We start from the raw sequence: 26,215 nt of genomic DNA, 5'->3' as shown, positions 1-26,215 counted from the left end.
CTCATGAGCCTGCAACTGAGTTTTGCCGAAGCCAGCGCCATCGGCCCGCGCGAGGAGAATCAGGATGCTCTGCGCCTGGTCACACCGGTCCCGGCGCTGGCGGCCAGCAAAGGTTACCTGTTCGCCATCGCCGATGGCGTCAGCCAATGTGCCGACGGCGGCCTGGCGGCTCGCTCGACCTTGCAGGCCTTGGCGCTGGACTACTACGCCACGCCAGAAACCTGGGGCGTGGCTCAGGCACTTGATCGCCTGCTATCGGCGCAGAACCGCTGGCTACAGGCCAATGGCAACGGGCAACCGCTGCTGACCACCGTCAGCGCGCTGGTGCTGCGAGGGAGGCGATTCACCTTGGCCCATGTGGGCGATTGCAGGGTTTATCGCTGGCATGCCAATCAGTTGCAGCGAATCAGCGAGGATCACGTCTGGGACCAGCCAGGCATGCAACATGTCCTCAAGCGTGCGCTGGGGCTGGATCAGCACCTGGTCCTGGACTTCCTCGATGGCGAATTGCGTGCCGACGAGAGCTTCGTGCTGCTCAGTGACGGGATCTGGGCCGTGCTGGGCGACACCGCGATTTGCGCCATCCTCCGCGATCAACCGGATCTGCACAGCGCAGCGCAAACCCTGGTCAGTGCCGCACATCTGGCTGGCAGCCAGGACAATGCCAGCGCGCTGTTGGTGCGGGTCGATGCCTTGGGAGAGACCAGCATTGGCGATGCGTTGATTCACCTGCAGCAATGGCCACTGCCTCCGGCATTGAAACCGGGACAGGATTTTGAAGGCTGGCAAGTCGAAGGGATACTCGCCCACAGCCAGCAATCGCTGCTCTATCGGGTGCGCGACGCTCATCAACAGGCCTGGTTACTGAAGACCCTGCCTGGCCGCCTGCACGATGATCCTCTGGCCGCCCAGGCCTTGCTGTCGGAGGAGTGGTTTCTCAAACGCGTGGCCGGACGTCATTTTCCCGAGGTCCATTGCGCTGGCCAGCGCCAACATTTGTACTACGTGATGCGCGAATATTCAGGGTCGACACTGGCCCAGCTTTACGACCGCATCGGGCCACTGCCATTGGCTCAATGGCACGACTTGGTGGAACGCCTGTTGCGGGCAGTCGGGATGTTGCATCGCCGGCAAATCCTGCACCGCGACATCAAGCCGGAGAATCTGCTGCTGGGCGACGACGGTGAGCTGCGCTTGCTGGATTTCGGTCTCGCCTTTTGTCCCGGGCTCTCCGAAGATCAGCTCACCACCCTGCCCGGGACGCCGAGTTACATCGCGCCGGAAGCATTTCGTGCAGAGGCTCCGAGCACGAAACAAGACCTGTATTCAGTCGGTGTGACCTTGTACTTCCTGCTCACCGGGCATTACCCCTACGGTGAAATCGAAGCATTCCAGCGCCCGCGTTTTGGTGTACCGATCAGCGCCGGACGCTATCGACCCGACTTGCCGGAATGGGTCGTACAAAGCCTGGAACGCGCCGTCGCCGCAGACCCTGACCATCGGTTTGAAACGGCAGAAGAGTGGTTGCTGCTGATGGAACAAGGAGAACGCCGCAGCCTGAGTGTACGCCCCAGGCCACTGCTTGAGCGCGAACCGATAAAGGTTTGGCGGACACTGGCACTGGTGTCGCTGCTGGCCAATCTCACTCTGCTGTATTGGTCGCTACATGGCTGAATATCTTTTGATCGAATACTTCAAAACCGATTGCCGTCATCCCGTGAGGAAAACGCTATGAGCGCGAAAGTCTGGCTGGTGGGTGCGGGTCCTGGCGATCCGGAATTGTTGACCCTCAAGGCCGTACGGGCGCTGAGGGAAGCGGATGTGGTGCTGATCGATGATCTGGTCAACGAGGTGGTGCTAGAGCACTGTGCACAAGCGCGGATTATTCCCGTAGGCAAACGCGGCGGCTGTCGTTCAACACCGCAGGCGTTCATTCATCGCCTGATGCTGCGTTATGCCCGCCACGGCAAATGTGTGGTGCGACTCAAGGGCGGTGACCCGTGCATTTTCGGCCGGGGGGGAGAGGAAGCGCAGTGGTTGCGTGAACGCGGGGTAGACGTTGAGTTAGTCAATGGCATCACCGCCGGACTGGCCGGCGCGACGCAATGCGACATCCCATTGACCCTGCGAGGTGTGGCGCGCGGCGTGACGCTGGTCACAGCTCACACCCAGGATGGCAGCAGTTTGAACTGGCAGGCGCTCGCCCAAAGCGGCACGACCCTGGTGGTTTACATGGGGGTGGCGAAACTGAGTGAAATCCGCGAGCAACTGTTGAAAGGTGGGATGGCGAGGGACATGCCAGTGGCGATGATTGAGAACGCCTCCCTGCCCCACCAGCGCGAATGCCGGAGCAGTCTTATCGCAATGGAGGATGACGCCTGCATCTTTGGGCTCAAGAGCCCGGCTATTCTTGTGATCGGTGCAGTGGCTGTTACTGACACGATGAAGAGATCGCAGCCTTCGCAAGGTGTACACCGCAGCGCGGCCCTGTAAAAAATCGCAGCCTTCGGCAGCCCCTGCAGAAGGTGTCTGCCCCAGCGCGATCCCCGCGGCTGCGATATTTTCCACACCAGAAACCCAAATCGCAGACAAAGAAAAGCCCGGCCTAAGCCGGGCTTTTCTCAAAGCTGAGAGCTAATTACTTAGCTTGAGCTTCAACTTGCGCTTCTACGCGACGGTTTACAGCGCGGCCAGCGTCAGTTTTGTTGTCAGCAACTGGGCGGGATTCGCCGTAGCCAACAGACTGAACGCGGGACGATTCAACACCGTACTGGTTGGTCAGAACTTGCTTAACGGCGTTTGCACGACGCTCAGACAGTTTCTGGTTGTAAGCGTCAGGACCGACGGAGTCAGTGTGACCTTCAACAGTAGTGGTGGTGGAAGGGTACTGCTTCATGAAGTCAGCCAGGTTTTTGATGTCGCCGTAGCTGTTTTCTTTAACGACCGACTTGTCGAAGTCGAACTTAACGTCCAGCTCAACACGAACAACTTCAGCAACTGCCGGGCAGCCGTCAGCGTCAACAGTTACGTTGGCTGGGGTGTCTGGGCACTTGTCAACGTTGTCGCAAACGCCATCGTTGTCGCTGTCGGAGCAGACTTCAGCTGGTGCTGGAGCTGGAGCAACCGGCTTGGAACCGCCACCGAAGTTAACACCGATACCGACGCTAGGAGCCCACTCGGTGTTGCCCTGGTCGATGTTGTACTGAGCTTCAACGCCAGCACGAGCGTAGAAGTTGTCGGTGAAGTACAGCTTGGCACCGCCGCCAACGTTGGCGAAGGTGGAACGGTTACGACCGCCGGAACCGTTTTGGCCGATGCTCTGGTCAGAGAAACCTGCCGAAACGTACGGACGTACCATGTCACCTGGGTTGTTGAAGTGGTACAGAGCGTCCAGAGCGGTGTTGGCGCCCTTTACGTCCTGGCCGTCGTCAGTAACGGCGTTGTGCACTTCGTCGTAGGCCAGACGCAGTTCAACGTCGTCAGTCAGGAAGTAACCGATCGAACCACCCGGCAGAACGCCGTCGTTTCGGAAGTTACGGTCGCTATCGAAATATTGCTTCTTTGCGTAGCCTTCGATTTCAACTGCGCCTTGGCCCTGTGCCAGAGCGCCGAACGAAGTGGCGGCAATAAGAGAACCAATGGCCAAGCCCAAGGTGTTTTTCAGTTTCATCCGTTAAATCCCCATCTGGTGATTGTGAAGCAGTCCCGCAAACCGGGGGACAACTCGGCGACAAGTCTAACAGAACTTGCCTACACGTAAGAGATATTTGCGCTGAACTAAGTTTCAGCAATGCCCGCAAATTTCTCACGCAATTTATCTAGAGCGCGTTTGTACCGCATTTTTGTTGCACTCAAACCCATGTGCATTATGTCTGCGATTTCCTGAAATTCCAGCTCTGCGACAAATCGTAGCACTAAAATTTCACGGTCAATCGGGTTCACATACACCAACCAGCGATCAAGTCCGCCCTTCTCCTCGGGTTTCGGCGTCTTTTCTTCGGACGCTTCCTCAAGGGGGTCAAGACTTAAAGCATCCATCAAGCGACGCTTTCGCCGTTCCTTCCGATACTGTGTGATGCATTCGTTGTACGTGATGCTATATAGCCATGTCTTGAACTTCGATTTACCTTCGAAGTTCTTCAGGCCATACAGCACCTTCAACATGACCTCCTGACAGACATCGTCTGCGTCGCGATCGTTCCCGAGATATCGTGCGCACACGTTAAATAATGTTCGCTGGTAACGCCGCATCAGTTCTTCATAGGCGCGCGTTACGTGAAACAGCTCGGTGTGCGAGCGCGCGACCAACTCCTCATCAGAGAGCTCGCGGGGGTCGTAGCGCATGGATAACGATTGGGCTTTATTCAAAACAAGTCGGGCCGACAGTCAGGTCAATGCAGCCAGCGTCAGCTGGAATTTTGCGGCGGCATACATTAGCAGGGTTTGCCGGGTTAGCGGCTACTCACATGCTGCTCAAGAAGAATCCGATTGGAAAGAGAGACTAGCTCACCTTCATCGGTCAGCAATGTGGTTTTAACCGTGCCGATCTCTTCGATCTGCCCTTCGACCTCGCCCACTCGTACTTGTTGCCCAACCTGATACAGCTCACGCACATAGATTCCCGCAAGAATCTGACCGGCAATTTCCCGGCTTCCCAACCCCATGGCCAGCGCAACCGCCAGACCAACGGTAATCAATACGATTACGATCACGTGGTTCAGAAGGTCTGTCTTGACCTCCAATTGACTGATCGCAACCGAAATACTGATGATAATCACCAAGCCCTGGGCAATTCGCCCAAGTCCTGAAGCATAGTCCAGTCCTACGCCTTCTGCCGCTCCGCGCACCAGCCCATTGGCCAGTTGCGCCAGCAAAACACCCACCAGCAACACCAGCGCGGCACCGAACACCTTCGGCAAATACAACGCTAGCATATCCAGCGTAGCTGAAACTCGCTCAAGTCCAAGGGATTCTGCGGCAGAAACCAGAAAAATCAGCAGGACGAACCAATAAACGATCTTTCCGATCAAGGTCGAGATCGGAACCTGAAGCCCGGCACGTGCCAACAACTTGGTCAGACCGGTGCCGCCCATCAGGCGATCAAGTCCCAATTTGGCAAGTAACTTGGAGAGCAACGTATCCAGTAATTTAGCTACGACAAAACCCAACAGCAGCACAACCAGTGCACCAAACAGGTTGGGAATGAAGTTCGCAACCTTGGTCCACAACGCAGTCATTGCAGTGACGAGGCTCTGAGTCCAGAGATCAAGTTCCATGTTCAGTCAGCCTTATCAGCAGTGCGGGCAGCGGGTTTACGATGACGGGAAACCGGCGACACATGGGCCGATCCGTTATTCAGGGCGATCATCAGCGCGGGCAACCAGCGGCCCAGAAGACTGAACAAATCACCGGCACCGACCTGGCGGTTGGCGGTTTTCAGTACACGGCCAAGGCACGCGTCGTCGTCCCGGGTGGACGGCGAGGCCTTGAGCATGTCGCGCAAAGACTGTTCAAACGGATCGTGCATACGCACCTCTCGTGATGTCTGTGAAAGACGCAGTCAGTTTTGCTCGGGTCACATGCTTCATTTTCAAACCCAGCGCAAACGTCGGAATAACCACCACTGCCCAAGCGCAACCGAGAGCATCAGCATGCAAGCGACAAGGAAGCCATAAGGGCTTTCGGAAAAAGGAATACCCCCGACATTGATCCCCAAAAGACCGGTCAGAAAACTCATTGGCAAAAATATCCCGGTGATGATGCCGAAGCGATACATCGTACGGTTCATGCGCACGCTCAACCGTCGGTCTTCGGCCTCCAGGACCAGCCCGACCCGCTCGCGGGTCAATTCCAGCTCTTCAAGATAACGGGTCAGGCTGTTATTCAACTCGTTCCAGTAATCGCCATCATCCTCGACAAACCAGGGCAGTTTGATCCGTGTCAGTTGGCCGAAAATATCCCGCTGCGGAGCCAGAAAACGCTTCAACGCGGCGGCCCGGCGGCGGATCTGCAAAACCGCTCCATGCTCTGGCGCATACCGTTCGTCGGCATCAAGCTTTTCTTCTTCTGAATCGACGACTTCGGAGAGCTCACTGACCAGATCCTGCACCTTGTTGGTGAGGTATTGCGCCATACACAAGATGAGTTCAGAAGCAGTTTTCGGCCCCTTGCCCTCCTCCAGCTGCGCGAGCAACTCTTCGGTGGCGCGCAGCGGACGCAAACGCAAGGAAATGACGCGCCGGGCAGAACCGAAGATCCGCACCGAAACCATGTCTTCCGGCTCGGCACCTGGATTGAGGTTCACCCCACGCAAAAACAGCAGCAGTTCACTGTCCGACAACTGCAAAAGTCGTGGGCGGGTGTTTTCTTCAAGTAACAGGTCGCAGTTGAACTCGCTCAGACCGCTGGATTTACGCAGCCACGTCTGGGTTTGCGGATGACTGCGATCCCAATGCAGCCACAGGCTTTCATGGGCCTGCAGCTGCAAGTCATCCAGTTCAGTCCGGGCTATCGAACGCGCGCCGCCTCTACCGTCCAGCACCAGGGCATGCACCAGCCCCCATTGCGCGTTTTCTTCCTCGAACATCCGCACTCCTTTAGTCAATCCGCGCTTTACTCAGGCATTTTCAGCGGGCTTGGCGAGATGATCACGCCGTTGTTATCCGCATAGATGTATTGACCCGGATGGAAGGTCACGCCGGCAAAGGTCACGGCGACATTGAGATCGCCTATACCGCGCTTGTCGGTTTTCATCGGGTGGCTGGCCAGCGCCTGAACCCCGAGATCGGTTTGCGCGATGACATCGACGTCGCGGATGCAACCGTAGATCACCAGCCCTTCCCAACCGTTTTTGGCGGCTTTCTCGGCGAGCATGTCACCCAACAGCGCACGACGCAGTGAACCGCCTCCGTCGACCACCAGGACTTTGCCATTACCCTTGAGTTCGACTTGCTCCTTGACCAGCGAGTTGTCTTCGAAACACTTGATGGTCACGATTTCGCCGCCGAAAGAATCACGGCCGCCGAAATTGCTGAACATCGGTTCCAGCACCTGCACCAGCTCCGGGTAGGCGTCGCACAGGTCAGGCGTGAGGTAATGGTTCATCGAGAAACTCCTGTAAAAGAGAGAAACAGCACGAACATCACTGATGAATCGGTCATAGAAAATGACCAGAACAGCTCAATGCGTCATATCTTAGCCGCAAGCCGACCAGAGCGAAATGCCCTTGATAGAGCGTCAGGCTCAGATTGCCGCGGCAAAATCCTGTTGTGCTCCCGGTAATGGCGTCTGCTGATCCTTCAGCCAGCATGTCACCAATGGCCAGACTTCAGCCTGGGCAGCCTTGCTGACGAGCATTTCCACATGGCCGAAATTATCGGTGAAGCCCTGCTCGCGCCCCAGGTTGATGAATTGCTTGTGTTCGGAACCGACCTGATCGAACAGCTTTCGGCATGCCCACGCTGGATCCTGATGGTCACCCGCGGCGCTGACGGCAAGTACCGGCAGCTTGACCTCGGCCAACCCGGCCCACCAGTCCTTGTCAGCGTCGCCAAAGCGTCCGAACAAACCAAACCAGCGCATGCTTTCCAGGGCCAGGCCGATCGGCTCGTCCTCCGGGCCGCGCTTGAGCCTGGATCCGGACAACTGGGCAAAACGCTTGAGAATGAAGCGACCGCTCCACTCCACCGGCGGAATTTTCAATGGCCAATAGGTACGACTGACTTGGGTACCAAAAAATGCCGCAGAGGCCACCACCGGCTCGCCGATATACTCACCACCCAACGCAGCTGCCAGCGTGATACCGCCCAGGGAATGGCCAATCCAGTGGGGAGTTTGCCCGCTCTGCTCGCGCACGAACGCACCAATGGCCGGCAAATCGTAGCGGGCGTAGTCGGCGACACTGTTCTTGCGGTAGGTCTGGTTGCGCTGAGACAAACCGTGACCGCGCATTTCCGGAACCCACACATCGAACCCCTGACGGGCCAGGTGAGCGCCAAGCCCAATGCCTTTGGGCGAGAACCAGAACCGCCGATTGGAAAAACTGCCATGCAGCAGGATCACCGGCACGCCACGGGTTGCCGGTTCATCGGCCATGCCAAGGCGGGTCACAGCCAGTTCGACCGAATAGTCTGGGCTGTTACCGGGTTTCAAACGGTAGACGTCTTCGCTCAGATCACCGCGCCGTTCGGCGCTGATCAGAGCGACAGGAAATAGATTGCTGCTGCTTTGCATAATCTCTTGCACAAAAAAGGGCGGCATCCAGAGGAGCCCGCCCTGCTTGAATCTCTAAAACGGCCGCTCACTGACACTACGTCGCCCCTGTAGGAGCGAGCTTGCTCGCGATGACCTCCGGGACACCGCGTTTATCCAGGATAAACGCGGTGTCGTTGACGTCCATCGCGAGCATGCTCGCTCCTACAAAGGCAGGTGAGCGAGTCGTTCACACACCATCAGGCCGAAGCTTGACCTTCCGCCAGGAAGAACCAGGTTTCCAGTACGGAATCGGGGTTCAACGAAACGCTTTCGATGCCCTGCTCCATCAGCCACTTGGCCAGGTCCGGGTGGTCCGAAGGGCCCTGACCGCAAATGCCGATGTACTTGCCAGCCTTGTTGCACGCGGCAATGGCGTTGGCCAGCAGCTTCTTGACCGCTGGATTACGCTCGTCGAACAGGTGCGCGATGATGCCGGAGTCACGATCCAGGCCCAGAGTCAGCTGGGTCAGGTCGTTGGAGCCGATGGAGAAACCGTCGAAGAACTCGAGGAATTCTTCAGCCAGGATCGCGTTGGACGGCAGTTCGCACATCATGATGACGCGCAGACCGTTTTCGCCACGGGCCAGACCGTTTTCAGCCAGCAGATCCACTACCTGGCTCGCTTCGCCCAGGGTACGGACGAACGGCACCATGATTTCGACGTTGGTCAGCCCCATCTCGTTGCGCACACGCTTGAGCGCACGGCATTCGAGTTCGAAGCAGTCACGGAACGATTCGCTGATGTAACGCGAAGCGCCACGGAAGCCCAGCATCGGGTTTTCTTCTTCCGGCTCGTACAGCTTGCCGCCGATCAGGTTGGCGTACTCGTTGGACTTGAAGTCCGACAGACGCACGATGACCTTCTTCGGATAGAACGCAGCAGCGAGAGTGCTGATGCCTTCGACCAGTTTTTCGACGTAGAACCCGACCGGATCGTCGTATCCGGCGATGCGCTTGTCGACGCTTTCCTTGATGTCCTGCGGCAGACCGTCGTAGTTCAGCAGTGCCTTGGGGTGCACGCCGATCATACGGTTGATGATGAATTCCAGGCGGGCCAGGCCCACACCTGCGTTCGGCAGCTGCGCGAAGTCGAAGGCGCGATCCGGATTGCCGACGTTCATCATGATCTTGAACGGCAGATCAGGCATGGCGTCAACGGAGTTCTTCTTGATGTCGAAACCCAGTTCGCCTTCGAAGATGAAACCGGTGTCGCCTTCAGCGCAGGAAACGGTGACGCCCTGGCCGTCTTTCAAAAGCTGGGTGGCGTTACCGCAACCGACTACCGCTGGAATACCCAGTTCACGGGCGATGATCGCCGCGTGGCAGGTACGGCCGCCACGGTTGGTGACGATTGCGCTGGCGCGCTTCATGACCGGTTCCCAGTCCGGGTCGGTCATGTCGGATACCAGTACGTCGCCTGGCTGGACCTTGTCCATCTCGGACACGTCCTTGATGATGCGGACCTTGCCGGCGCCGATGCGCTGGCCGATGGCACGACCTTCCACCAGCACGGTGCCGGTCTCTTTCAACAGGTAACGTTCCATGACGTTGGCCTGAGTACGGCTCTTCACGGTTTCCGGACGGGCCTGCACGATGTACAGCTTGCCGTCGTCACCGTCCTTGGCCCATTCGATGTCCATCGGGCACTGGTAGTGCTTCTCGATGATCATCGCCTGCTTGGCGAGTTCGCTGACTTCGGCATCGGACAGGCAGAAACGTGCGCGCTCGGCTTTGTCCACGTCGACGGTTTTCACCGAACGACCGGCCTTGGCTTCGTCGCCGTAGATCATCTTGATGGCCTTGCTGCCCAGGTTGCGGCGCAGAATCGCAGGGCGACCGGCGGCCAGCGTACCTTTGTGGACGTAGAACTCATCCGGGTTCACCGCGCCTTGCACGACGGTTTCACCCAGGCCGTAGGCGCCGGTGATGAACACCACGTCACGGAAACCCGACTCGGTATCGAGGGTGAACATCACGCCGGCGGTGCCGGTTTCGGAGCGGACCATGCGCTGCACACCGGCCGACAGGGCGACCAGCTTGTGGTCGAAGCCCTGGTGCACGCGGTAGGAAATGGCGCGATCGTTGAACAGCGAAGCGAACACCTCTTTGGCGGCACGAATGACGTTTTCGACACCACGGATGTTCAGGAAGGTTTCCTGCTGACCGGCGAAGGATGCGTCCGGCAGGTCTTCGGCGGTAGCGGAAGAACGCACGGCTACGGCCACGTCGGGGTTGCCGGCGGACAGCGCGGCGAACGCGGTACGGATTTCGGCATTCAGTTTTTCAGGGAACTCGGCTTCCATGATCCACTGGCGGATCTGGGAACCGGTCTTCGCCAGCGCATTCACGTCATCGACGTCCAGGGCATCAAGGGCGTCGTGAATCTGCTGATTCAGGCCGCTCAGTTCCAGGAAATCACGATAAGCCTGCGCGGTCGTGGCGAAGCCACCGGGCACCGATACACCGGCACCCGCAAGGTTGCTGATCATCTCGCCCAGGGATGCGTTCTTGCCCCCCACGTGCTCAACGTCGTCTTTGCCGAGCTTGTCGAGGGAAACTACGTACTCTACCAAGGTGATCTCTCCACTAACTGTGTTGGAAAAGCTCAGAAGCCGGCGCTCTAAAGGAGCATTTGCCGACTATATGGCCTGGACCTGGAAAATAAGTGAGAATGCAGGCCATTGGCGGCCAGCAAATCGCGCCTATCATATCCAAGATTCGTCACTAGCTTAAGGCCCAAGGTGCAAATGAAACGATCTGCTTTCTTTATCTCCGATGGCACGGGCATTACTGCCGAAACCCTCGGCCAGAGTCTCCTGGCGCAGTTCGAAAACATTACCTTCAGCAAAGTCACACGGCCGTACATCGACAACGTGGACAAAGCGCGGGCCATGGTACAACAAATCAACAAAGCCGCTGAAACCGACGGCTTTCGTCCGATTATCTTCGACACCATCGTCAATCAGGACATTCGTGAGATTCTTGCTACCTCGAATGGTTTCATGATCGACATTTTCTCGACGTTCCTGGCGCCGCTTGAACAGGAACTGACCGAGCATTCTTCGTACACCGTCGGCAAGTCCCACTCCATCGGCTCCAGTACCAATTACATGGAGCGTATCGAGGCCGTCAACTTTGCTCTCGACAACGATGACGGCGCCCGCACGCACTATTACGACAAGGCCGACCTGATCCTGGTCGGCGTGTCGCGCTGCGGCAAGACCCCAACCTGCCTGTACATGGCCATGCAATTCGGCATCCGCGCGGCCAACTACCCGTTGACCGAAGACGACATGGAACGTCTGCAACTGCCAAACGCCCTGCGCGCCCACCAGCACAAGCTGTTCGGCCTGACCATCGATCCCGACCGCCTGACCGCGATCCGCAACGAACGCAAACCCAACAGCCGCTATTCGAGCTACGCCCAATGCGAGTTCGAAGTGCGCGAGGTGGAAAACCTGTTCCGTCGCGAGAACATCCCGCACATCAACTCCACAGATTTTTCCGTGGAAGAAATCTCCGCAAAAATCCTTGTGGAGAAAGGTGTGGAGCGGCGGTTCAAGTAATTCGGGTCACACTTCTGCTTCTGCAGGAGCTGCCGCAGGCTGCGGCAGCTCCTACAGAGGTCTGTCTAAATAACCAACAAATCCACAAACCAGTTCACCGCTGTCGCCTCAAGTTTCTGCTGATCCTTGCACAGCGCAAAAATCTCCTCAGTGCGCTGCCCGGTGAAACGTGTCAGCAAGTTCGCCTTGAATTTCCCCTCCAGCAACGGAATACCTTCAGCCCGACGCCGACGATGGCCAATCGGGTATTCCACCACCACATTCTCGGTGCTGGAACCGTCCTTGAAAAACACCTGTACCGCATTGGCAATCGAACGCTTGTCGGTTTCCAGATATTCACGGGTGTAACGTGGCTCTTCGACGATGACCATTTTCTCGCGCAGCACATCGATGATCGGATGCGCCTTGTGGAAATCGTCTTCGTAGTACTCCGCAACCAGGTTGCCGAAGGCCATCGGCACCGCGGTCATGTACTGGATGCAGTGATCGCGGTCGGCAGCGTTGGCCAGCGGCCCGACCTTGGAAATGATGCGAATCGCCGATTCCTGTGTAGTTATCACCACTTTGTCGATTTCATGCAGTCGATTGCGAACCTGCGGATGCAGGATCACCGCCGCTTCACAGGCCGTTTGCGCGTGAAACTCGGCCGGAAAACTGATCTTGAACAACACATTCTCCATCACATAACTGCCGTACGGCCGCGAGAAACTGAAAGCGCGCTTGCCTTCAGGCTTGAGCGCCAGATCGCTATTGGTGTGGCTGAACAGCACGTCGTAAAAGCCCCACTGTTTGGCACTCAACACCCCGGGAATCCCCATCTCGCCACGCATCGCAATGTCCGCCAGGCGCACGCCACGACTGGACGCATCACCGGCTGCCCAGGACTTTCGCGACCCGGCATTCGGCGCATGCCGATACGTGCGTAACGCCTGGCCGTCAGCAAAAGCGTGGGACAACGCCGACAACAGCTGCTCACGATTGGCGCCCATCAGCTTGGCGGTGACCGCCGTCGACGCGACTTTCACCAGAATGACGTGATCGAGACCGACACGGTTGAACGAGTTTTCCAGCGCGATCACACCCTGAATCTCGTGGGCCATGATCATCGATTCAAGCACCGTGCGCATGGTCAACGGCGCCTCGCCATTGGCCAGACTTTTTTGCGACAGGTGGTCCGCTACCGCAAGAATACCGCCGAGGTTATCCGACGGATGCCCCCACTCGGCCGCGAGCCAGGTGTCGTTATAGTCGAGCCAACGCACGATACAGCCGATATCCCATGCAGCCTTGACCGGATCAAGCCGATAAGACGTACCCGGAACCCGCGCCCCGAACGGTACAACGGTGCCTTCGACCACAGGCCCGAGATGCTTGGTGCATTCGGGAAAACGCAGGGCCAGCAGGCCGCAACCCAAGGTATCGATCAAGCAGTTGCGCGCGGTGTCCAGCGCTTCGGCAGAATCGATCTTGAAGTTGAGGACATAGTCGGCAATGTCCTGCAGGACTTTGTCGTAGTCGGGGCGGTTGTTCAGGTCGACGTTGGCACTCATGTTCGATTCACTCTATGAAGTGGTTCGTTGATGGGACCTCGGTTCAGGCGTCTCGGTGTATCGCTGCTTTCTTGTTTTGAAATGCGATCCTTTGCAGGAGCCGGCTTGCTGGCGATGGCGATTTCAAGAACGCCATCGCCAGCAAGCCAGCTCCTGCAGAGCGTGAATCAGAACGAATCACCCGGCACACGCACATAACCTTCCATCAACACCCGCGCACTGCGGCTCATGATGGCCTTGTTCACGGTCCACTCGCCGTTCACCTGGCTGGCTTCAGCGCCGACGCGCAAGGTGCCGGACGGATGCCCGAAGCGCACCGCATTACGCTCGGTGCCGCCCGCTGCAAGGTTGACCAGCGTACCGGTGATCGCTGCCGCCGTGCCGATGGCTACCGCTGCCGTGCCCATCATCGCGTGGTGCAACTTGCCCATCGACAATGCACGCACCAACAGGTCGACATCGCCCGCCGCAATGGCTTTGCCGCTGGACGATACGTAGTCCGCCGGCTTGGCAACGAAGGCCACCTTCGGCGTGTGCTGCCGTTTGGCCGCTTCGTCGACGTTGGAAATCAGGCCCATGCGCAGTGCGCCGTAAGCGCGGATGGTTTCAAACATCAGCAGGGCTTTCGGATCGCCGTTGATCGCGCCTTGCAGCTCAGTGCCTTTGTAGCCGATGTCTTCGGCATTGACGAAAATCGTCGGGATGCCGGCGTTGATCAGGGTCGCCTTGAAGGTGCCGACGCCGGGTACTTCCAGCTCATCCACGAGGTTGCCGGTCGGGAACATCGAACCGCCGCCGCCCTCTTCGTCCGCTGCCGGATCGAGGAACTCGACCTGCACTTCAGCGGCTGGGAAGGTCACGCCGTCGAGTTCGAAATCGCCGGTTTCCTGGACTTCACCGTTGGTGATCGGCACGTGGGCGATGATGGTCTTGCTGATGTTGGCCTGCCATACGCGAACCACGGCCACGCCGTTGTGCGGGATGCGGCTGGCGTCGACCAGGCCGTTGCTGACAGCGAACGAACCGACGGCTGCCGTCAGGTTGCCGCAGTTGCCGCTCCAGTCCACAAAGGGCTTGTCGATGGAGACCTGACCGAACAGGTAGTCGACGTCGTGATCGGCCTGGGTGCTTTTTGACAGGATCACGGTTTTGCTGGTGCTGGAAGTTGCGCCACCCATGCCGTCGATTTGCTTGTCGTACGGATCGGGGCTGCCGATCACGCGCAGCAACAAGGCATCGCGGGCCGGGCCTGGGACCTGTGCTGTTTCCGGCAAGTCTTTAAGGCTGAAGAACACGCCTTTGCTGGTGCCGCCGCGCATGTAGGTCGCGGGAATTTTGATTTGCGGTGCATGAGCCATGGTCTTGCTTACTCCTTAGCCTGAAAACACACACGGGACTCAAAGTCCCGTGTGTGTAGAGCGTGTGTTAAACGGCAACCGCCGATTCTTCGAGGAAGTCCTGGGCGAAACGTTGCAGTACGCCACCGGCTTCGTAGATCGACACTTCTTCAGCGGTGTCGAGGCGGCAGGTCACCGGCACATCGACGCGCTCGCCGTTCTTGCGATGGATCACCAGCGTCAGGTCGGCACGCGGGGTGCGGTCGCCGATCACGTCATAGGTTTCGCTGCCGTCGATGGCCAGGGTGTGACGGTTGGTGCCCGGTTTGAACTCCAGCGGCAACACGCCCATGCCCACCAGGTTGGTGCGGTGAATGCGCTCGAAACCTTCGGCGGCAATCGCTTCCACACCGGCCAGACGCACGCCTTTGGCGGCCCAGTCGCGGGACGAACCCTGACCGTAGTCGGCGCCCGCGATGATGATCAGCGGCTGCTTGCGGTCCATGTAGGTTTCGATGGCTTCCCACATGCGCATCACTTTGCCTTCCGGCTCGACGCGAGCCAGCGAGCCCTGCTTGACCTTGCCGTTTTCCAGAACCATTTCGTTGAACAGTTTAGGGTTGGCGAAGGTCGCGCGCTGTGCGGTCAGGTGGTCACCACGGTGAGTCGCGTAAGAGTTGAAATCCTCTTCCGGCAGGCCCATTTTCGCCAGGTATTCGCCAGCGGCGCTGTCGAGCATGATGGCGTTGGACGGCGACAGGTGATCAGTAGTGATGTTGTCCGGCAGTACCGCCAGTGGGCGCATGCCCTTGAGCGGACGAGCGCCGGCCAGCGCGCCTTCCCAGTACGGAGGACGGCGGATGTAGGTGCTCATTTCGCGCCAGTCGTACAGCGGCGCGACTTTCGGGCCGGTGTCTTCGTGGATGGCGAACATCGGGATGTACACCTGACGGAACTGTTCAGGCTTCACCGAGGCTTTGACCACCGAGTCGATTTCTTCGTCGCTCGGCCAGATGTCTTTCAGACGGATTTCCTTGCCGTCGACCACGCCCAGCACGTCTTTTTCAATATCGAAACGGATGGTACCGGCGATGGCGTAAGCAACGACCAATGGCGGCGAAGCCAGGAACGCTTGCTTGGCGTACGGGTGGATCCGGCCGTCGAAGTTACGGTTGCCGGACAGCACGGCAGTGGCGTACAGGTCGCGGTCGATGATTTCTTGCTGAATCACTGGGTCCAGTGCACCGGACATGCCGTTGCAGGTGGTGCAAGCGAAGGCCACGACGCCGAAACCGAGCTGATCCAACTCATCGGTCAGGCCCGCTTCATCGAGGTACAGCGCCACGGTTTTCGAACCTGGGGCCAGGGACGATTTGACCCATGGCTTGCGGGTCAGGCCGAGCTTGTTCGCATTGCGCGCCAGCAGGCCGGCGGCAATCACGTTGCGCGGGTTGCTGGTGTTGGTGCAGCTAGTGATGGCGGCAATGATCACCGCGCCGTCCGGCATTTGACCCGGAACATCGTCCCACTGGCCGGAGATACCTTTGGCCGCCAGATCGGAAACCGCTACACGGGCGTGCGGGTTGCTCGGGCCAGCCATGTTGCGCACCACAGAAGACAGATCGAACGTCAGGCCGCGCTCGTATTGCGCACCCTTGAGGCTGTCAGCCCACAGACCTGTGGTCTTGGCATATTGCTCCACAAGCTGCACCTGATCGTCTTCGCGACCGGTGAGTTTGAGGTAGTCGATGGTCTGCTGGTCGATGTAGAACATCGCCGCGGTGGCGCCGTATTCCGGGGCCATGTTGGAGATGGTTGCGCGGTCGCCGAGGGTCAGCGCGGAAGCGCCTTCGCCGAAGAATTCCAGCCATGCGCCGACGACTTTTTGCTTGCGCAGGAACTCGGTCAGCGCCAGCACCATGTCAGTGGCGGTGATGCCCGGTTGCAGCTTGCCGGTCAGCTCGACGCCGACGCTTTCTGGCAGACGCATCCACGAGGCACGGCCGAGCATCACGCTCTCGGCTTCCAGACCACCGACACCAATGGCGATCACGCCCAACGCATCGACGTGCGGGGTGTGGCTGTCGGTACCGACGCAGGTGTCAGGGAACGCCACGCCGTCACGCACCTGGATCACCGGAGACATTTTCTCCAGGTTGATCTGGTGCATGATGCCGTTGCCTGGCGGGATCACGTCGACGTTCTTGAACGCCTTTTTGGTCCAGTTGATAAAGTGGAAACGGTCTTCGTTACGACGGTCTTCGATGGCGCGGTTCTTCTCGAACGCCTCCGGATCGAAGCCACCGCGCTCGACGGCCAGGGAGTGGTCGACGATCAATTGCGTCGGTACCACCGGGTTCACTTGCGCAGGATCACCACCTTGCAGGGCGATGGCGTCACGCAGGCCGGCGAGGTCGACCAGTGCGGTCTGGCCGAGGATGTCGTGGCACACCACGCGGGCCGGGAACCACGGGAAATCGAGGTCGCGCTTGCGTTCGATGAATTGCTTCAGGGATTCGGTGAGCGTGGCCGGGTCGCAGCGACGCACAAGGTTTTCCGCCAGCACGCGAGAGGTGTAAGGCAGGGTGTCATAGGCGCCGGGCTGAATGGCCTCGACTGCCGCGCGGACGTCGAAGTAGTCCAGTTTGCTGCCGGGCAGCGATTTGCGGAATTCTGTGTTCATCGGTCAGGACTCGGTCACGGTAATTTCAAAAGGCGGGGCCGACGCAGGCTTCGAAATCAACACGATCCACTGTAGGAGCGAGCCTGCTCGCGATGGTGTGTCAGACGACACCAGTGTGAATGACACACCATCGCGAGCAGGCTCGCTCCTACAGGGATCTGCGTTGAATTCAGATCCCTGCGTCAAACCTCCACCATTCAGCGTTGTTCGATTGGCACGAACTTGCGCTGTTCGACGCCGGTGTATTCGGCGCTTGGACGGATGATGCGGTTGTTGGCACGCTGTTCGTACACGTGCGCCGCCCAGCCGGTCAGGCGCGAGCAGACGAAAATCGGTGTGAACAGCTTGGTCGGAATGCCCATGAAGTGGTACGCCGAGGCATGGTAGAAGTCGGCGTTCGGGAACAGTTTCTTTTGCTCCCACATGGTCTTGTCGATCGCTTCGGAGACCGGGAACAACACCTTGTCGCCCACTTCGTCAGCGAGTTTTTTCGACCAGCCCTTGATCACTTCATTGCGCGGATCGTTGTCCTTATAGATCGCGTGACCGAAGCCCATGATCTTGTCCTTGCGTTCCAGCATGCCGAGGGTGCCTTCGATCGCCGCTTCCGGCGAGCTGAAGCGCTCGATCATTTCCATCGCCGCTTCGTTGGCGCCGCCATGCAGCGGACCGCGCAGCGAACCGATGGCCGCGGTGATGCAGGAATACAGGTCGGACAGGGTCGATGCGCAAACACGGGCGGTGAAGGTCGATGCGTTGAACTCGTGCTCTGCGTACAGGATCAGCGAAACGTTCATCACTTTGACGTGCAGCTCGCTCGGCTTCTTGCCGTGCAGCAGGTGCAGGAAGTGACCGCCGATGGATTGCTCGTCGCTCACGCACTCGATGCGCTTGCCTTCATGGCTGAAGCGATACCAGTAGGTCATGATCGCCGGGAAGGCAGCCAGCAGGCGGTCGGTCTTGTCGTGCTGCTCGGAGAAGTTGTTCTCTGGCTCCAGGTTACCCAGGAACGAGCAACCGGTGCGCATCACGTCCATCGGGTGGGCGTCGGCGGGGATGCGTTCCAGCACTTCTTTCAACGCTTGCGGCAGGTCACGCAGCTTGCTCAGCTTGGCAACGTAGGCGGCCAGTTGTGCTTTGCTCGGCAGTTCGCCGTACAGCAGCAGGTAAGCGACTTCTTCAAACTGCGCGTCAGCCGCCAGTTCACGAACGTCATAACCACGATAGGTCAGACCGGCACCCGACTGGCCCACGGTGGACAGTGCGGTTTGCCCGGCAACCTGGCCACGGAGCCCGGCGCCACTGAGTACTTTTGCTTCGGCCATTGCTGTCTCCAATCTTGAATTTATTAGGGAATCGGCAAAATTTGATTCATCAGGTCTATCGCGTATTGCCGAAAAGATCGCAGCCTCGTTTCACTCGACAGCTCCTACAGGAGAAATAGGTCGGTGTAGGCGCTGCCGAAGGCTGCGATCTTTTAATCATTACTTCTTCGCGGCGAACAACGCATCGAGCTTCTGCTCGAAGGTGTGGTAGTCGATGCGATCGTAAAGCTCCATGCGGGTCTGCATGGTGTCGATGACATTCGCCTGCGTACCATCGCGGCGCAGTGCGTTGTAGACGTTTTCCGCAGCCTTGTTCATGGCGCGGAAGGCCGACAGCGGGTACAACACCAGCGATACATCGGCACCGGCCAGTTGCTCGGTGGTGTACAGCGGCGTCGCGCCGAATTCGGTGATGTTGGCCAGAATTGGCGCTTTCACGCGGCTGGCGAACAGCTTGTACATGTCCAGCTCGGTGATCGCTTCCGGGAAAATCATGTCGGCGCCGGCTTCGATGCAGGCAGCGGCGCGATCCAGGGCAGACTCCAGACCTTCCACGGCCAGGGCGTCGGTACGAGCCATGATCACGAAGCTGTCGTCAGTACGGGCATCGACGGCGGCCTTGATGCGGTCAACCATTTCCTGCTGGGTCACGATTTCCTTGTTAGGACGGTGACCGCAGCGCTTGGCGCCGACCTGGTCTTCGATGTGAATCGCCGCTGCGCCGAACTTGATCATCGACTTGACGGTGCGAGCCACGTTGAAGGCCGACGAGCCGAAACCGGTGTCGACATCGACCAGCAAAGGCAGGTCGCAAACATCGGTGATGCGACGCACGTCGGTCAGCACGTCGTCCAGACCGGTGATACCCAGGTCCGGCAGGCCGAGGGAGCCGGCAGCCACCCCGCCACCTGACAGGTAGATCGCCTTGAAACCGGCGCGCTTGGCCAGCAGTGCGTGGTTGGCATTGATCGCGCCGACCACTTGCAATGGATGCTCGCTGGCGACCGCATCGCGGAAACGCTGGCCTGGAGTGCTCTTGTTCAAACTCATGACTCACCTCGTTTGGCTGTCGGGTTGGCGCCGTCCTGGTAATGACGGGCGATGTTGCGTTTGGACGCGCCGATGTGACGGCGCATCAACAACTCGGCCAGTTCACCGTCACGGTCGGCGATGGCATCGAGAATTCGGTGGTGCTCGGCAAACGCCTGGTGTGGACGATTTGGCATGGTGGAAAACTGGATGCGGTACATGCGCACCAGTTGATACAGCTCGCCGCAGAGCATCTGGGTCAGCGTACGGTTGCCGCTGCCCTGGATGATTCGGTAGTGGAAGTCGAAATCGCCTTCCTGCTGGTAGTAGCCGACACCGGCCTGAAATGCCGCATCGCGCTCGTGGGTCTCCAGGACCCGACGCAGTTCGTCGATTTCTTCCAGGCTCATGCGCTCAGCGGCCAGGCGGCAGGCCATGCCTTCCAGCGACTCGCGGATCTCGTAGAGTTCCACCAGTTCGGCGTGATTGAGCGACACCACGCGCGCCCCGACATGCGGTACGCGCACCAGCAGACGCTGCCCTTCCAGGCGGTGGATGGCCTCGCGCAGCGGGCCCCGGCTGATGCCGTAGGTGCGCGCCAGTTCCGGTTCGGAAATTTTGCTGCCCGGAGCGATATCACCCTTGACGATGGCCGCTTGAATGCGGCGGAAGACGTTCTCGGAAAGCGTCTCCGTATCGTCTTGCGTAGAAACCGGGGGATCGAGTTGATCCAGCATGATTGTCGACACCTTGTAAGCCAGTGCCGCAAAAATTAGCGAATACAGGGTACCAAGTCAAAGGATAAATAGATATTGTCGACAATCTTCTGATAACCGGTTGCCCTGCAATGAAGCAAGCCATTGTTTTATAGCTGTCGGCCAGCGCTGGCGCCATAAAACCACCGTGCTAGAATGCCGCCCGCATTTGTTTGTCACATCTGCACTGTCTGTCATCAATCCCTGATAGGCATACGAAGGAGCTTGCGCAGCGATGCCAGGGCCCTGAATCGAAGTACGGACCGCTGTGCACCAGGATTTATGAGACTCAAGCCCTTCCCCACATTCCTTTATTTCCTTTGCTTGCCCGGATTTGCGCTGGCAGGGGAAAAGACCGTGTATGGCCTCAACGAATACGCTTCCCTTAATGGCATCGACCTGGAAGTGGCCGCCAAACTCGACACCGGCGCCAAAACCGCTTCTTTAAGTGCACGGGACATCAAGCGCTTCAAACGCAATGGCGAGTCATGGGTCCGGTTTTACCTGGCCATCGACGCCGCCCATTCGCACCCGATCGAACGGCCGCTGGCCCGTGTCAGCAAGATCAAGCGTCGGGCCGGCGACTACGATCCAGAAGAAGGCAAGAAGTACACCGCCCGTCCGGTCATCGAACTGGATATCTGCATGGGCACGGCTTTGCGCAGCATAGAAGTGAACCTTACTGACCGAAGTGCCTTCCAATACCCGCTCTTGATCGGCTCCGAAGCCCTCAAACGATTCGATGCGCTGGTCGATCCCAGCCTTAAATATGCTGCCGGCAAACCCGCCTGCACCACCGACGCTCATACCGCAGAGTAATTCCAATGCGCTCTCTTACCCTTCATCTGAAACTGCTGATCGCCATCCTGGTGGTGCTGGGCATTTCAGTTACGGCCTATCAGATCTTCGTCCTGGGCATTCCGGTGACCGAAGACGCCACCGACGACCTGTGGAACATCGATGCCAAGGTCGAGTTCGTCGCCAGCGCCAAGGACCCGGTCAAGATCCAGATGTTCGTGCCGCCCCTGAGCCGCGACTTCGTCAGCCTTAATGAAAGCTTCATTTCCAACAACTATGGCGTGGCGGTGAACCGGGTCGACGGCAACCGCAAGGTCACCTGGTCGGCGCGCCGGGCCAAGGGCAACCAGACCCTCTATTACCGCCTGGTGCTGACCAAGCGCTACTCCGGCGAGAAACTCAAGGTCAAAGGTCCGACATTCCGCGACAGCATGGTCATCGAAGGCCCGGAAAAAATCGCCGCCGAAGCCCTGCTCGCGCCGATCCGCCAGCACTCGGCCGACGTCGAGACCTTCATCGGCGAAGCCATCAAGCGTGTCAACAATCTCAGCGACGACAACGTGAAATTGCTGCTGGCCGGCGATCCGTCGACGGCGCATAAAGCGAAAACGGTCGAACTGCTGTTGTCCATCGCCCACGTGCCGGTGGAAAAGGTCCACACCATCCGCCTGGTGGCCGACCAGCCGCAAATGCCGGAGCTCTGGTTGCGCAGCTTCAACGGCACCGACTGGCTGTACTTCAACCCGGAAACCGGCGAACAGGGCCTGCCGACCGACCGCCTGTTGTGGTGGACCGGTGACGAAAACCTGATCACCGTCGATGGCGGCAAGAAAGCCAACGTGACCTTCAGCCTGAACAACAGCGAAATGAACGCCATTCGCCTGGCCAAGCTGACCGATGAAAACACCGACGCCAACTTCCTCGAATACTCGCTGTACGGCCTGCCGCTGCAAACCCAGCAGACCTTCATGATCATGGTGATGATCCCGATCGGCGTACTGGTGATCCTGATCCTGCGCAACCTGATCGGGCTGCAGACCCTGGGCACCTTCACCCCGGTGCTGATCGCCTTGGCGTTCCGCGAAACCCAGCTGGGATTTGGCATCGTCCTGTTCACGATCATTACCGCACTGGGCCTGTCTTTGCGCTCCTACCTCGAACACCTGAAGTTGCAGATGTTGCCGAGGCTGTCGGTGGTGCTGACCTTCGTGGTAGTGCTGATCGCGGCCATCAGCCTGTTCAGCCACAAGCTTGGCCTGGAGCGCGGCTTGTCGGTCGCGTTGTTCCCGATGGTGATTCTGACCATGACCATCGAACGCCTGTCGATCACCTGGGAAGAACGCGGCGCCAGCCATGCGATGAAAGTAGCCATCGGTACGCTATTCGCGGCATCTCTTGCGCACCTGATCATGAGCGTGCCCGAACTGGTGTACTTCGTCTTCACCTTCCCGGCCATCCTGCTGATCCTGGTGGGCTTCATGCTGGCAATGGGTCGTTATCGCGGTTACCGCCTGACTGAACTGGTGCGTTTCAAGGCCTTCCTGAAAAAGGCTGACGCTTGATGTTCGGCTTCTGGAAGACCTGGAAGGCCCTGGAAGCCCGGGGCATCATGGGCATCAATCGGCGCAACGCGGACTACGTGCTCAAGTACAACAAGCGCAGCCTGTACCCGATCGTCGATGACAAGATCATCACCAAGGAACGCGCCATCGCCGCCGGGATTCATGTGCCGGAGCTGTATGGCGTGATCTCGACCGAGAAGGAAATCGATAACCTCGACAAGATCATTGGCGGGCGCAACGATTTCGTGATCAAACCGGCCCAGGGCGCCGGCGGGGACGGCATCCTGGTGATTGCCGACCGCTTCGAGGGCCGCTATCGCACGGTGTCCGGCAAGATCATCAGCCATGAGGAAATCGAGCATCAGATTTCCAGCATCCTCACCGGCCTGTACTCCCTCGGCGGGCATCGGGATCGGGCGCTGATCGAATATCGCGTCACCCCGGACCAGATCTTCAAGAGCATCAGCTACGAAGGCGTGCCGGACATCCGCATCATCGTGCTGATGGGCTACCCGGTGATGGCCATGCTGCGCCTGCCGACCCGCCAGTCCGGTGGCAAGGCCAACCTGCACCAGGGTGCGATTGGCGTCGGCGTCGACTTGGCGACAGGCCTGACGTTGCGCGGTACCTGGCTGAACAACATCATCACCAAACACCCGGACACCACCAACGCGGTGGACGGCGTGCAATTGCCCTACTGGGACGGTTTCATGAAACTCGCTGCCGGCTGTTACGAGCTGTGCGGGCTGGGCTACATCGGAGTCGACATGGTGCTTGATCAGGAAAAAGGCCCATTGATCCTGGAACTCAATGCCCGGCCGGGGCTGAACATCCAGATTGCCAACGATTGTGGATTGACGTTGCGCACCCACGCCGTCGAAGCGCGGCTGGAAGAGCTCAAGGCCCGGGGCGTGACTGAAACCGTCGAAGAGCGCGTAGCGTTTGTGCAGGAAATGTTTGGGCATATTCCGCCGGTCGAGGGTTGATTCAGAACCGGCTTACGCCTATCACGAGCAGGCTCGCTCCATAGGGATTGCGCTACCCCCTGTAGGAGCGAGCCTGCTCGCGATAGCGGTTTTACAGCCATAACAATCTTCAATCCCACCTCAACCTGCCAATCTCCGACATCCCTCTAGGAGCAATTCCCCGAGGGGACTACAATCGCCACCCCGCCTCAATGGCTGATCTCCCCCGCCCATGTTGACCTGTTCCGTACACCCGCTGCCCTATCGCGCCAACCCCGCTGAATATTTCGCGGCGATCCGCCATGCCCCCGGCGCCGTGCTGCTCGACAGCGGCCGGCCGAGCGCCGACCGCGGCCGCTATGACCTGCTCAGCGCCTGGCCGCTGGAGCAATTGACGGTAGCGCCTGACGAAAGTGGAAACGATTTCCTGCAACGCCTGCGCAATAACCTGACACGACTGGGCGAGGCATCCCTGCCCCAAGCTTATGAGCTGCCGTTCGCCGGTGGCTTGATCGGCTACCTGAGTTACGACTTCGGCCGGCATCTGGAACGCCTGCCGAGTCAGGCGCTGGATGACCTGCAATTGCCGGACGCACGTTTTGGTTTGTATGGCTGGGCACTGATCAGCGATCACCAGCACAAAAGCAGTCAACTGGTGTTTCACCCGTCCCTGACCGACAGCGAGCGCCAACGCTTGATCGCGCTGTTCACTCAGCCCGCGCCTGAGCCGGTAGAGCCTTTCAAACTGCAAACCCCGATGATTGCCGACCTCAACATTGATGAGTATCGCCGGGCGATCGAGCGCATTCAGCAGTACATTCAGGCCGGCGACTGTTATCAAGTCAACTTCGCCCAGCGCTTTCACGCCCCCTGCCAAGGCGATTCCTGGGCAGCCTACTGCGCATTGCGGGCCGCGTGTCCGACGCCGTTTTCCGGTTTCCAGGCCCTGCCCGACGGCGGTGCAGTGCTGAGTCTGTCGCCGGAGCGCTTCATCAAAGTCAGCCAGCGTCACGTTGAAACCCGTCCGATCAAAGGCACGCGGCCACGAGGCCCGACCCCCGAAGAGGATGCAGCGAACGCCGCCGAACTCTTGGCCAGCCCCAAGGATCGCGCGGAAAACCTGATGATCGTCGACCTGCTGCGCAATGACCTCGGACGCACCTGCCGCACCGGTTCGGTCCGGGTGCCGGAGTTGTTCAGCCTGGAAAGCTATCCAAACGTGCATCACCTGGTCAGCAGCGTGACCGGCGAACTGGCGGATGACCGTGATGCCCTGGACCTGATCGCCGGCAGCTTCCCCGGCGGCTCAATCACCGGCGCGCCGAAGATTCGTGCGATGCAGATCATCGACGAGCTGGAACCGACCCGGCGCGGACTGTATTGCGGTTCGTTGATGTACCTGGACGTGCGCGGCGAGATGGACAGTTCCATCGCCATTCGCAGTTTGCTGGTCAAGGATGGGCAGGTGTGTTGCTGGGGCGGTGGCGGGATAGTGGCCGACTCCGAGTGGCAAGCCGAATATCAGGAATCGATCACCAAGGTGAAGGTACTGCTCGACACCCTGCAAAACCTTTAAAAGCTTCGCCAGCAAGCCGGCTCCTACAGGAATCGCGTACATCGCGAAGATGGCGACGACCTTGTAGGAGCTGGCTTGCCAGCGAAAGCGTCAGTCCGGCCGATTAAAGGCTCAAGGTCCGGTTCGAAGCCTTGATGAACTCCTGCTTCAACGCCTCAAACGTATGCACCGCCGGAAACTGCGGGAACTCGGCGATCACGTTATCCGGCGCATGGAATAGAATCCCCGCATCCGCTTCACCGAGCATCGTGGTGTCGTTGTAGGAATCCCCCGCCGCTATCACCCGATAGTAGAGGCTCTTGAAGGCCAGGACCGACTGACGCTTGGGATCTTTCTGACGTAACTGATAGCTCGTCACTCGCCCGCTTTCGTCGGTAATCAGACGATGGCAAAGCAAGGTCGGGAAGCCCAGTTGGCGCATCAACGGCTGCGAAAACTCATAGAAGGTGTCCGACAGGATCACCACCTGGAAGCGCTCGCGCAGCCAGTCGACGAACTCGATGGCGCCGTCCAGCGGCTTGAGCGTGGCGATCACTTCCTGAATGTCCGAAAGTTTCAGGCCGTGCTCGTCGAGGATCCGCAGGCGCTGCTTCATCAGCACGTCGTAGTCGGGAATGTCCCGGGTGGTGGCCCTGAGGGTTTCGATCCCGGTTTTTTCGGCGAAGGCGATCCAGATTTCCGGGACCAGTACACCTTCAAGATCCAGACAGGCAATTTCCACAAGACACTCCCATTTGTATTGATTATTGAGTCGAGCGAGCAAAAAGACTGCCGAACTCTAGCGACTCGGGCGGGCCTGCGCAACGCAGAGGGTGC

General features: G+C 58.9%; 22 protein-coding genes. 7 read left to right on the top strand and 15 right to left on the bottom strand.

The annotated features are described in order from the left end of the window. Positions 1 to 3: 3 nt before the first annotated feature. Positions 4 to 1,674: a bifunctional protein-serine/threonine kinase/phosphatase gene (locus AD668_RS09345; protein ID WP_053157428.1), complete on the top strand. Its 1,671-nt coding sequence runs from the start codon at positions 4 to 6 to the stop codon at positions 1,672 to 1,674. Between the two features lie 57 nt (positions 1,675 to 1,731). Further along, on the top strand, positions 1,732 to 2,493 hold the full coding sequence (gene cobA / locus AD668_RS09340) for a uroporphyrinogen-III C-methyltransferase (RefSeq protein ID WP_053157424.1): 762 nt from the start codon (positions 1,732 to 1,734) through the stop codon (positions 2,491 to 2,493). Between the two features lie 145 nt (positions 2,494 to 2,638). Here the strand turns inward: cobA and AD668_RS09335 are convergent, their stop codons facing one another. The 8 genes from AD668_RS09335 to ppsA form a co-directional block, all read right to left on the bottom strand. Beyond that, complete coding sequence (locus AD668_RS09335) at positions 2,639 to 3,670, bottom strand: OmpA family protein (RefSeq protein ID WP_053157421.1); 1,032 nt, start codon at positions 3,668 to 3,670, stop codon at positions 2,639 to 2,641. A 107-nt stretch (positions 3,671 to 3,777) separates the two neighbouring features. Further along, positions 3,778 to 4,368, bottom strand: a complete 591-nt coding sequence (sigX, locus tag AD668_RS09330) for an RNA polymerase sigma factor SigX (protein ID WP_015096065.1) — start codon at positions 4,366 to 4,368, stop codon at positions 3,778 to 3,780. An 83-nt stretch (positions 4,369 to 4,451) separates the two neighbouring features. Next, positions 4,452 to 5,276 carry a mechanosensitive ion channel domain-containing protein gene (locus AD668_RS09325; RefSeq protein WP_053157419.1) on the bottom strand — a complete coding sequence of 275 codons (825 nt, stop codon included), beginning with the start codon at positions 5,274 to 5,276 and terminating at the stop codon, positions 4,452 to 4,454. A gap of 2 nt (positions 5,277 to 5,278) precedes the next feature. Next, positions 5,279 to 5,527 carry a hypothetical protein gene (locus AD668_RS09320; RefSeq protein ID WP_053157416.1) on the bottom strand — a complete coding sequence of 83 codons (249 nt, stop codon included), beginning with the start codon at positions 5,525 to 5,527 and terminating at the stop codon, positions 5,279 to 5,281. A 63-nt stretch (positions 5,528 to 5,590) separates the two neighbouring features. After that, positions 5,591 to 6,586, bottom strand: a complete 996-nt coding sequence (locus AD668_RS09315; protein ID WP_053157413.1) for a zinc transporter ZntB — start codon at positions 6,584 to 6,586, stop codon at positions 5,591 to 5,593. A gap of 26 nt (positions 6,587 to 6,612) precedes the next feature. Beyond that, positions 6,613 to 7,104 (bottom strand): ribonuclease E activity regulator RraA, encoded by a 492-nt coding sequence (rraA, locus tag AD668_RS09310; RefSeq protein WP_053157411.1) that lies wholly within the window; start codon positions 7,102 to 7,104, stop codon positions 6,613 to 6,615. Positions 7,105 to 7,242: 138 nt separating this feature from the next. After that, the gene (locus AD668_RS09305; RefSeq protein WP_053157408.1) at positions 7,243 to 8,232 is read right to left on the bottom strand and encodes an alpha/beta fold hydrolase; all 990 of its coding nucleotides are present in this window, start codon (positions 8,230 to 8,232) and stop codon (positions 7,243 to 7,245) included. Between the two features lie 218 nt (positions 8,233 to 8,450). Then, positions 8,451 to 10,772 (bottom strand): phosphoenolpyruvate synthase, encoded by a 2,322-nt coding sequence (gene ppsA, locus AD668_RS09300; protein WP_320395408.1) that lies wholly within the window; start codon positions 10,770 to 10,772, stop codon positions 8,451 to 8,453. 228 nt (positions 10,773 to 11,000) lie between these two features. Here ppsA and AD668_RS09295 point away from each other — a divergent pair, with 228 nt between their 5' ends. After that, the gene (locus tag AD668_RS09295; RefSeq protein WP_053157402.1) at positions 11,001 to 11,819 is read left to right on the top strand and encodes a pyruvate, water dikinase regulatory protein; all 819 of its coding nucleotides are present in this window, start codon (positions 11,001 to 11,003) and stop codon (positions 11,817 to 11,819) included. Positions 11,820 to 11,884: 65 nt separating this feature from the next. Here the strand turns inward: AD668_RS09295 and prpD are convergent, their stop codons facing one another. From prpD to AD668_RS09265, 6 genes are all read right to left on the bottom strand, one after another. Continuing rightward, entirely contained in the window at positions 11,885 to 13,369 is a 1,485-nt protein-coding gene (gene prpD / locus AD668_RS09290) for a 2-methylcitrate dehydratase (protein ID WP_053157399.1), read from the bottom strand. Positions 13,370 to 13,536: 167 nt separating this feature from the next. Further along, entirely contained in the window at positions 13,537 to 14,727 is a 1,191-nt protein-coding gene (gene prpF, locus AD668_RS09285) for a 2-methylaconitate cis-trans isomerase PrpF (RefSeq protein ID WP_053157397.1), read from the bottom strand. A gap of 67 nt (positions 14,728 to 14,794) precedes the next feature. Next, the gene (gene acnD / locus AD668_RS09280) at positions 14,795 to 17,389 is read right to left on the bottom strand and encodes a Fe/S-dependent 2-methylisocitrate dehydratase AcnD (RefSeq protein ID WP_053157393.1); all 2,595 of its coding nucleotides are present in this window, start codon (positions 17,387 to 17,389) and stop codon (positions 14,795 to 14,797) included. A gap of 197 nt (positions 17,390 to 17,586) precedes the next feature. Further along, positions 17,587 to 18,714: a 2-methylcitrate synthase gene (prpC, locus tag AD668_RS09275; protein WP_053157390.1), complete on the bottom strand. Its 1,128-nt coding sequence runs from the start codon at positions 18,712 to 18,714 to the stop codon at positions 17,587 to 17,589. Between the two features lie 159 nt (positions 18,715 to 18,873). Next, complete coding sequence (gene prpB / locus AD668_RS09270; protein ID WP_053157387.1) at positions 18,874 to 19,764, bottom strand: methylisocitrate lyase; 891 nt, start codon at positions 19,762 to 19,764, stop codon at positions 18,874 to 18,876. Then, entirely contained in the window at positions 19,761 to 20,480 is a 720-nt protein-coding gene (locus AD668_RS09265; protein WP_053157384.1) for a GntR family transcriptional regulator, read from the bottom strand. Before AD668_RS09265 ends, prpB begins: the two co-directional genes overlap by 4 nt. 300 nt (positions 20,481 to 20,780) lie before the next feature. Here AD668_RS09265 and AD668_RS09260 point away from each other — a divergent pair, with 300 nt between their 5' ends. The 4 genes from AD668_RS09260 (at position 20,781) to pabB (ending at position 25,399) form a co-directional block, all read left to right on the top strand. After that, positions 20,781 to 21,317, top strand: a complete 537-nt coding sequence (locus AD668_RS09260) for an ATP-dependent zinc protease (protein ID WP_053157381.1) — start codon at positions 20,781 to 20,783, stop codon at positions 21,315 to 21,317. Positions 21,318 to 21,322: 5 nt separating this feature from the next. Further along, positions 21,323 to 22,858, top strand: a complete 1,536-nt coding sequence (locus AD668_RS09255) for an inactive transglutaminase family protein (protein ID WP_053157378.1) — start codon at positions 21,323 to 21,325, stop codon at positions 22,856 to 22,858. Next, positions 22,858 to 23,844 (top strand): alpha-L-glutamate ligase-like protein, encoded by a 987-nt coding sequence (locus AD668_RS09250; protein WP_053157375.1) that lies wholly within the window; start codon positions 22,858 to 22,860, stop codon positions 23,842 to 23,844. Before AD668_RS09255 ends, AD668_RS09250 begins: the two co-directional genes overlap by 1 nt. 211 nt (positions 23,845 to 24,055) lie before the next feature. After that, a complete protein-coding gene (pabB, locus tag AD668_RS09245) occupies positions 24,056 to 25,399 on the top strand; it encodes an aminodeoxychorismate synthase component I (RefSeq protein ID WP_053157372.1) in 1,344 nt (447 codons plus the stop codon). Between the two features lie 103 nt (positions 25,400 to 25,502). Here the strand turns inward: pabB and thrH are convergent, their stop codons facing one another. After that, entirely contained in the window at positions 25,503 to 26,120 is a 618-nt protein-coding gene (gene thrH, locus AD668_RS09240; protein ID WP_053157369.1) for a bifunctional phosphoserine phosphatase/homoserine phosphotransferase ThrH, read from the bottom strand. Between the last annotated feature and the right edge of the window lie 95 nt (positions 26,121 to 26,215).

Origin of the sequence: Pseudomonas sp. P1.8 (assembly GCF_001269805.1) — a bacterium.
In the GTDB taxonomy this organism is placed as follows: domain Bacteria; phylum Pseudomonadota; class Gammaproteobacteria; order Pseudomonadales; family Pseudomonadaceae; genus Aquipseudomonas.
This window is presented reverse-complemented; position numbering and strand designations above follow the sequence as displayed.